This window comes from Curtobacterium sp. MCPF17_031 (genome assembly GCF_003234035.1).
In the GTDB taxonomy this organism is placed as follows: domain Bacteria; phylum Actinomycetota; class Actinomycetes; order Actinomycetales; family Microbacteriaceae; genus Curtobacterium.
The window spans coordinates 169,450-176,435 of the sequence record NZ_QKSG01000009.1; the positions used below are offsets into that span (position 1 = coordinate 169,450).

The 6,986-nt window shown below is 68.3% G+C and carries 7 protein-coding genes and 2 tRNA genes; 3 read left to right on the forward strand and 6 right to left on the reverse strand.

Going from position 1 to position 6,986, the window contains the following annotated elements; translation table 11 throughout:
* Positions 1–8: 8 nt before the first annotated feature.
* On the reverse strand, positions 9–1,289 hold the full coding sequence (gene clpX / locus DEJ31_RS13645) for an ATP-dependent Clp protease ATP-binding subunit ClpX (protein ID WP_110903996.1): 1,281 nt from the start codon (positions 1,287–1,289) through the stop codon (positions 9–11).
* A gap of 184 nt (positions 1,290–1,473) precedes the next feature.
* On the opposite strand from clpX, the gene DEJ31_RS13650 reads away from it, so the two are divergent.
* A complete protein-coding gene (locus DEJ31_RS13650) occupies positions 1,474–2,226 on the forward strand; it encodes a YcnI family protein (RefSeq protein WP_111122125.1) in 753 nt (250 codons plus the stop codon).
* Between the two features lie 23 nt (positions 2,227–2,249).
* The gene (locus DEJ31_RS13655; protein WP_181433533.1) at positions 2,250–2,915 is read left to right on the forward strand and encodes a copper resistance CopC family protein; all 666 of its coding nucleotides are present in this window, start codon (positions 2,250–2,252) and stop codon (positions 2,913–2,915) included.
* Between the two features lie 424 nt (positions 2,916–3,339).
* Here the strand turns inward: DEJ31_RS13655 and DEJ31_RS13660 are convergent, their stop codons facing one another.
* The 5 genes from DEJ31_RS13660 to DEJ31_RS13680 all read right to left on the reverse strand — a co-directional run bounded on the left by DEJ31_RS13660 (position 3,340) and on the right by DEJ31_RS13680 (position 6,670).
* Positions 3,340–3,999, reverse strand: coding sequence for an ATP-dependent Clp protease proteolytic subunit (locus DEJ31_RS13660; RefSeq protein ID WP_110903998.1), 660 nt, complete (start codon positions 3,997–3,999; stop codon positions 3,340–3,342).
* Positions 4,000–4,025: 26 nt separating this feature from the next.
* The gene (locus DEJ31_RS13665; RefSeq protein WP_110903999.1) at positions 4,026–4,655 is read right to left on the reverse strand and encodes an ATP-dependent Clp protease proteolytic subunit; all 630 of its coding nucleotides are present in this window, start codon (positions 4,653–4,655) and stop codon (positions 4,026–4,028) included.
* Between the two features lie 167 nt (positions 4,656–4,822).
* Positions 4,823–6,166, reverse strand: coding sequence for a trigger factor (gene tig, locus DEJ31_RS13670; RefSeq protein WP_111122126.1), 1,344 nt, complete (start codon positions 6,164–6,166; stop codon positions 4,823–4,825).
* 36 nt (positions 6,167–6,202) lie between these two features.
* Positions 6,203–6,279, reverse strand: a tRNA-Pro gene (locus DEJ31_RS13675).
* Positions 6,280–6,406: 127 nt separating this feature from the next.
* Complete coding sequence (locus tag DEJ31_RS13680) at positions 6,407–6,670, reverse strand: hypothetical protein (protein WP_111122127.1); 264 nt, start codon at positions 6,668–6,670, stop codon at positions 6,407–6,409.
* A 53-nt stretch (positions 6,671–6,723) separates the two neighbouring features.
* On the opposite strand from DEJ31_RS13680, the gene DEJ31_RS13685 reads away from it, so the two are divergent.
* Positions 6,724–6,794, forward strand: a tRNA-Gly gene (locus DEJ31_RS13685).
* The last annotated feature ends 192 nt before the right edge of the window (positions 6,795–6,986 follow it).

Below are 6,986 nucleotides of genomic sequence, written 5' to 3' on the forward strand. Positions count from 1 at the left end.
GCGTTGGGCTACGCCGACTTCTCGACGCGCTTCGGCGCCGAACGCGGCACGATCGTCGGCGCCGCGTTCTCGAGCACCGAGGCCCGGGTGACGACGACGCGGGCGACGTCGTCGTCCGAGGGGACGTCGAACATGATCGGCCCGAGGACCTCTTCCATGATCGCGCGGAGGCCACGGGCACCGGTCTGGCGCAGGACGGCCAGGTCGGCGATCGCCTCGAGTGCAGCGTGGTCGAACTCGAGCTCGACGCCGTCGATCTGGAACATCCGCTGGTACTGACGGACCAGGGCGTTCTTCGGCTCGGTGAGGATCTGCATGAGCGCAGCCTGGTCGAGCTTCGACACCGTGGTGACGACGGGCAGACGACCGATGAACTCCGGGATCAGGCCGAACTTGTGCAGGTCTTCCGGCAGGACCTCCGAGTACAGGTCCTGGTGGTCGGTCGGGCTGTGCAGCTGGGCACCGAAGCCGATGCCGTGCTTGCCGACGCGCGAGGAGACGATCTCTTCCAGCCCGGCGAACGCACCGGCGACGATGAACAGGACGTTCGTCGTGTCGATCTGGATGAACTCCTGGTGCGGGTGCTTCCGACCCCCCTGCGGTGGGACCGAGGCGACCGTGCCCTCGAGGATCTTGAGCAGCGCCTGCTGCACGCCTTCGCCCGAGACGTCGCGCGTGATCGAGGGGTTCTCGGCCTTCCGCGCGATCTTGTCGACCTCGTCGATGTAGATGATGCCGGTCTCGGCACGCTTGACGTCGTAGTCGGCCGCCTGGATCAGCTTGAGGAGGATGTTCTCGACGTCCTCGCCGACGTAGCCGGCCTCGGTCAGGGCGGTGGCGTCCGCGACGGCGAACGGCACGTTGAGCCGCTTCGCGAGGGTCTGCGCCAGGTACGTCTTGCCGCAGCCGGTCGGGCCGATGAGCAGGATGTTCGACTTCGCGATCTCGACGTCGTCGCGGTCCTCGGCGGCGGTGATCTGCCCCTGTGCCCGGATCCGCTTGTAGTGGTTGTAGACGGCGACCGCGAGAGCGCGCTTCGCCGGGTCCTGCCCGATGACGTACTCCTGCAGGAAGTCGAAGATCTCGCGCGGCTTCGGCAGGTCGAACTCACCGCTGCCGGTGTCCTCACCCGCTTCGGCGAGGCGCTCTTCGATGATCTCGTTGCAGAGCTCGACGCATTCGTCGCAGATGTAGACGCCGGGTCCGGCGATCAGCTGCTGTACCTGCTTCTGGCTCTTCCCACAGAAGGAGCACTTCAGGAGGTCGGCGCTCTCTCCGATGCGTGCCATGCTCTCGGCCTTCCCTGGTCGACGTGCACCGCCAGTGCGGTCCACGAGGTCGTCGTGGACCGAGCCTAACCGCTCCCGGTGACACAGTCGGGGACCTCCGGCCTCGTTCGCCCAGGGCGTGGTCGGCCTGGTAGCGTGAGCGGCGTTGCTCTACAAGTTGTAGAGAACGGCTCCTGGAGGAACCATGCAGAAGCGCCTCGTCACCGGCGGTGTCGTGACCCTCGGCGTCGCCGCCGCCATCGTCCTCGGCACCGCGGCCTCGGTCAGCGCCCACGTCGAGGCCGAAGCGTCGTCGACCGCCGTCAACTCGTACACCACCGTCACGTTCTCCGTGCCGCACGGCTGCGACGGCTCCCCCACCACGAAGCTGCAGTTCCACGTCCCCGAGTCCGTGATCGAGGTCACGCCGACCGTGAACCCGAACTGGACGATCACGAAGGCGACCGAGCCGTACACGGCCCCGAGTTCCGCGGCCGGATCCGACGAGGACGCGGCGGAAGCGGCCGCGGAGCGCGTCACCAGCGTCACCTACACCGCGAAGACCCCGCTGCCCGCCGACGAGCGCGACACCTTCTCGCTCTCGTTCGCGCTGCCCGGCGGCAAGGCTGGAGACACCGTGTCGATGCCGGTCACGCAGACCTGCGAGCAGGGTTCCACCGAGTGGGACCAGGCGACGAAGGCCGGTCAGGCCGAGCCGGAGCACCCCGCACCCACGATCACCCTGACCGCCGCCGCATCGGGCGACGACGAGCACGGCACCACGGAGTCGACCGAGTCCGACACGTCGACCGCGACCACGGCCTCCGGCTCGTCGTCCTCAGCCCCGGCGGACCCGGACCTGGTCGGCCGTTTCCTCGGCCTCGGCGGCCTGCTCCTGGGTGCCGTCGCGCTGGTCGTCTCGGTGGCCGCCACGCGCCGCCGCGGCAGCAGCAAGTGACGACGGGCGCCGAGCAGCCTGGCGTGCAGCCGGGCGCACGTCCGGCGGTGCGCCGCCGGATCCGGACCGGGAGGCTCGGTGCCGGGACGCTCGCCGCCCTCACGCTCGTGGGTGGTGCGGTCTTCGGCCTCGCGGCACCGGCCAGCGCGCACAACTACGTCGTGTCGGCGACCCCGGCGGCGAACAGCACGCTGACCGCGTTGCCGAAGACGTTCGCGATCACCACGAACGACCGACTGCTGGACATCGGCGACACGGACTCCGGGTTCGCGTTCCGGATCGTCGGTCCGGACGGGAAGTACTTCGAGGACGGGTGCGTCGACGTCACCGGCCCGACGATGTCCACCACGGCGGCCCTCGGCGCGTCCGGCGATTACCAGGCCGAGTGGCAGATCATCTCGGCCGACGGGCACACCGTCTCCGACTCGTACGACTTCACGTGGAAGGCGCCAGCGGGCTTCACCCCGGCCACCGGCACCACGAAGCCGCCGACCTGCGCGAACGCCGGCAACGGCTCGACCGCCGCGGCGAGCACGACGGGCACCGAGTCCGGCGAACCGGCGTCCGCGGCGTCCGACGCCCTGTGGATCGGCGCCGGCGGACTCGTCGTCGTGGCCGCGATCGTCGCCGTCCTGCTGCTCGTCCGTCGTCGCCCGGCTCCCGCCGCTGACGACGCCGACGAGGACTGACAGGCCGGCCGACCGGCTTCGTCCCGAGCGGTCGCCACACCCCGCTCGCCGTGCCCGAACCCGGGTACCCGAGCGGTCACGAATCGTCGGACTGGTCTCGCCAGAGCGACCGTTCGTGACCACTCGGCGAAACGCGTGCGGTGGGTCGTGACCAGCTGGCGGACGGCTGCGGACATGCGGAGGCGCGACGAGCCTCCCGTCCGCCGCCGACGCCTCGAAGGCTCGTCTGACACTCCCGCGCCCCGTCATCGAGTGGTCACAAGAGGTCGTTCTCGGCCCGTCGTACCGACGACACGTGACCGCCCGGCGAAGGTGAACGGGGCGTCGCCGCGGCAGATCCGCTCACCCCGGGGACGACGGCCGGTCCCCGGGAACGACGACGGCCCCGCACCGATGAGGTGCGGGGCCGTCGTGTGTCCGGGTGCTACTTGACGAGCGCGGGGACGTTCTTGCGGCTGGTGAGGACCTGGTCGATCAGGCCGTACTCCACGGCTTCCTGCGCCGACATGATCTTGTCGCGCTCGATGTCGTGGTTGATCTCGGCCGGCGTCTTGTTCGAGTGCTTCGACAGCGTCTCTTCGAGCCAGGTCCGCATGCGGAGGATCTCCGCCGCCTGGATCTCGATGTCGGACGCCTGACCGCCACCCTGCTGGACGGCGGGCTGGTGGATGAGCACACGGGCGTTCGGGAGCGCCAGGCGCTTGCCCGGCGTACCGCCGGCCAGGAGCACCGACGCGGCCGAGGCCGCCTGACCGAGGCAGACCGTCTGGATCTGCGGACGGATGTACTGCATGGTGTCGTAGATCGCCGTCATCGCGGTGAACGAGCCACCGGGCGAGTTGATGTACATGACGATGTCGCGGTCGGGGTCCATCGACTCGAGCACGAGCAGCTGGGCCATGACGTCGTCGGCCGACGCGTCGTCGACCTGGACACCGAGGAACACGATGCGGTCCTCGAAGAGCTTCGCGTACGGGTCCTGCCGCTTGTAGCCGTAGGCCGTGCGCTCCTCGAAGCTCGGGAGGATGTACCGATCAGAGGGGGCCGGGACGTTCTGCGCGCCACCGAGCATGGGGAGATGCATTCTCGTTTCCTTTTCTTCGGTGGGGATCAGGACTGGGCGTCGGGCTCGGCCGCAGGGGTCTGCGTCTCGCCGTCGTTGACGGTTCCGCCACCACCGACGACCTCGGCGGACGAGGCGCGGAGGTGGTCGACGAAGCCGTACTCCAGGGCTTCCTGCGCCGAGAACCAGTTGTCGCGGTCGTTGTCCTTGAGGATCTGCTCGATGGACTTGCCGGTCTGCTCCGCCGTGAGCTCGGCCATCCGCTGCTTCATGTCGAGGATGACCTTCGCCTGCGTCTGGATGTCGGCAGCGGTGCCACCGAACCCACCGGACGGCTGGTGCAGGAGCACGCGTGCGTTCGGCGTGATGTAGCGCTTGCCGGGCGTGCCGGACGAGAGCAGGAACTGCCCCATCGAGGCGGCGAGGCCGATGCCCACCGTGACGATGTCGTTCGGCACGAACTGCATCGTGTCGTAGATCGCCATGCCGGCGGTGATCGAGCCACCGGGCGAGTTGATGTAGAGGTAGATGTCCTTCTCAGGGTCCTCGGCGGCGAGCAGCAGCAGCTTGGCTGCGATCTCGTTCGAGTTGTCGTCGCGGACCTCGGAGCCGAGCCACACGATCCGGTCTCTCAGAAGGCGGTCAAAAACACTGGGGTTCAGTGTTGCTTCGGCCATGGAAAAGCTCCCGTTCAGTTGTCGCTTGTTGTCGAACTTATCGGTTGCAACGCACGCGGTCGCGCCTGTTCGCTGTCGGCAATGCGGTCGACCGCAAACCGACCGCGGACGCACAGGAGGCGCGGTGCCAGCTGGCACCGCGCCTCCTGTTGCGGAATGGCTCCCGACTACTTCGCGTCGGCCTCGGCGGACTCGTCGTCGGTCTCGTCGGACTCGACGTCGTCACCCTCGGCGACACCCGCGGTGAACGCGGAGAGGTCGACCGGGTTGCCGGCGGTGTCCTTCACGGTGACCTTCGACAGCACCGTGGCGACGGCCTTCGAGCGAGCGACCTCGCCGACCATGCCGGGGATCTGGCCGTTCTGGTCGATGACCTTGATGAACTCGGCCGGCTCCATGCCGTACTGCGCGGCGGCCTGGATCAGGTACTGCGTGAGCTCTTCCTGCGAGACCTGGATCTGCTCCTTCTCGGCGATGGAGTCGAGGAGGATCTGCGAGCGGAAGGCCTTCTCGCTGGACTCGGCGACCTCCTTGCGGTGCTCGTCGTCCTCCAGACGGTTCTCCTGCTCGAGGTGACGGTGCACCTCGTCCTCGATGAGCTTCTCGGAGATCGGGATCTCCACCGACTCGAGGAGCTGCTCGACGAGCTTGTCGCGTGCCGCAGCGCCCTGGCCGAAGGTCTTCGACTTGGCGATCTGCTCCTTGAGGTCGGCCTTCAGCTCGTCGAGCGTGTCGAACTGGCTCGCGATCTGGGCGAACTCGTCGTCGGCCTCGGGGAGCTCGCGCTCCTTGACGGCGGTGACGGTGACGGCGATCTGAGCGGTCTCGCCCTCGCGGTCGCCACCGACGAGCTTCGACTCGAAGGTGGTGGACTCGCCTGCGGTGAGGGACTCGAGCGCCTCGTCGATGCCCTCGAGCAGGTCGCCCGAGCCGATCTCGTAGGAGACGCCGGTGGCCGAGTCGACCTCGTCGTCACCGATGGTGGCGGTCAGGTCGAGCTGGGCGAAGTCGCCCGAGGTGGCCGGACGGTCCACGGTCACGAGGGTGCCGAAGCGCGTGCGGAGGTTCTGCAGCTCTTCGTCGATCTCGTCGTCGGAGACCTCGACCGCGTCGACCGTCAGCTCGAAGGAGCCGTAGTCGGGCAGGGCGAACTCGGGACGGACGTCGACCTCGAAGGTGAGGACGAGGTCGCCCGAGAAGTCCTTGACGTTCGGGAGCTCGGCGACGTCGGCCTCGGCGCGGCCGAGGATGCGCAGCTCCTGCTCGTCCACCGCCTGGCGGTAGAAGGTGTCGATGGCGTCGCCGACGGCGTGGTTCAGGACCTCGCCGCGACCGACGCGCTGATCGACGATCGCCGGCGGGACCTTGCCCTTGCGGAAGCCGGGGATGTTGATCTGCTCTGCGATGTGCTTGTACGCGTGGTCGATGCTCGGCTTGAGATCGTCCGGCGTCACGTTCACGGTGAGCTTGACGCGGGTGTCGCTCACCTTGTCGACGGTGCTGGTGGCCAAGGGATGTTCTCCTGTTGGTTGACGTTCGATGTGACCTGGTCGGGGCGACAGGATTTGAACCTGCGACCTCCCGCTCCCAAAGCGGGCGCTCTACCAAGCTGAGCTACGCCCCGGTACGAGGGCCAGGATCGTCGCGTGCGCCGTTCAGCGCGCGGGCAGGACGAATCCCACCCAGCGACCTCGACGAGTCTAGCGGGCTCCAGGTGCGCGCCGCCCGGGAGGACCGCGGGTTGTGGGAAGTCATCCGTCCGCGGACTGCCGCAGACCCCGACGCCACTGCACGCCGACGACGACCTGGACGGCCAGGGCGGCCACCCCGAGGAGCAGCCCGACGACGATCCGCCACACGTGCAGCAGTGCATGCCAGGGCTGCGCCTGCGGGTCGCCGAACAACTCCGGGCGGAGCGAGAGGACCACCGCGGCGACGGCCACCAGCACGTACGACAGCACCCGGGAGCGCCTGATCGTGCGCTGCGACGACTCGTCCGGCGGCGGCAGGATCATGGGGGTGTCGTTCGTCCGGTATGGTGGTGGGGCTGCGACATGTGCGCAGGCGCGGGGATGTAGCTCAATGGTAGAGCCCCAGTCTTCCAAACTGGCTACGCGGGTTCGATTCCCGTCATCCCCTCAACAGACGCGAACCGGCACAGCGCCGATCCTCGATTCACGTCATCCCCTCCACAGACGCGAACCGGCACAGCGCCGATCCTCGATTCCCGTCATCCCCTCAACAGACGCGAACCGGCACAGCGCCGATCCTCGATTCACGTCATCCCCTCAACAGACGCGAACCGGCACAGCGCCGATCCTCGATTCCCGT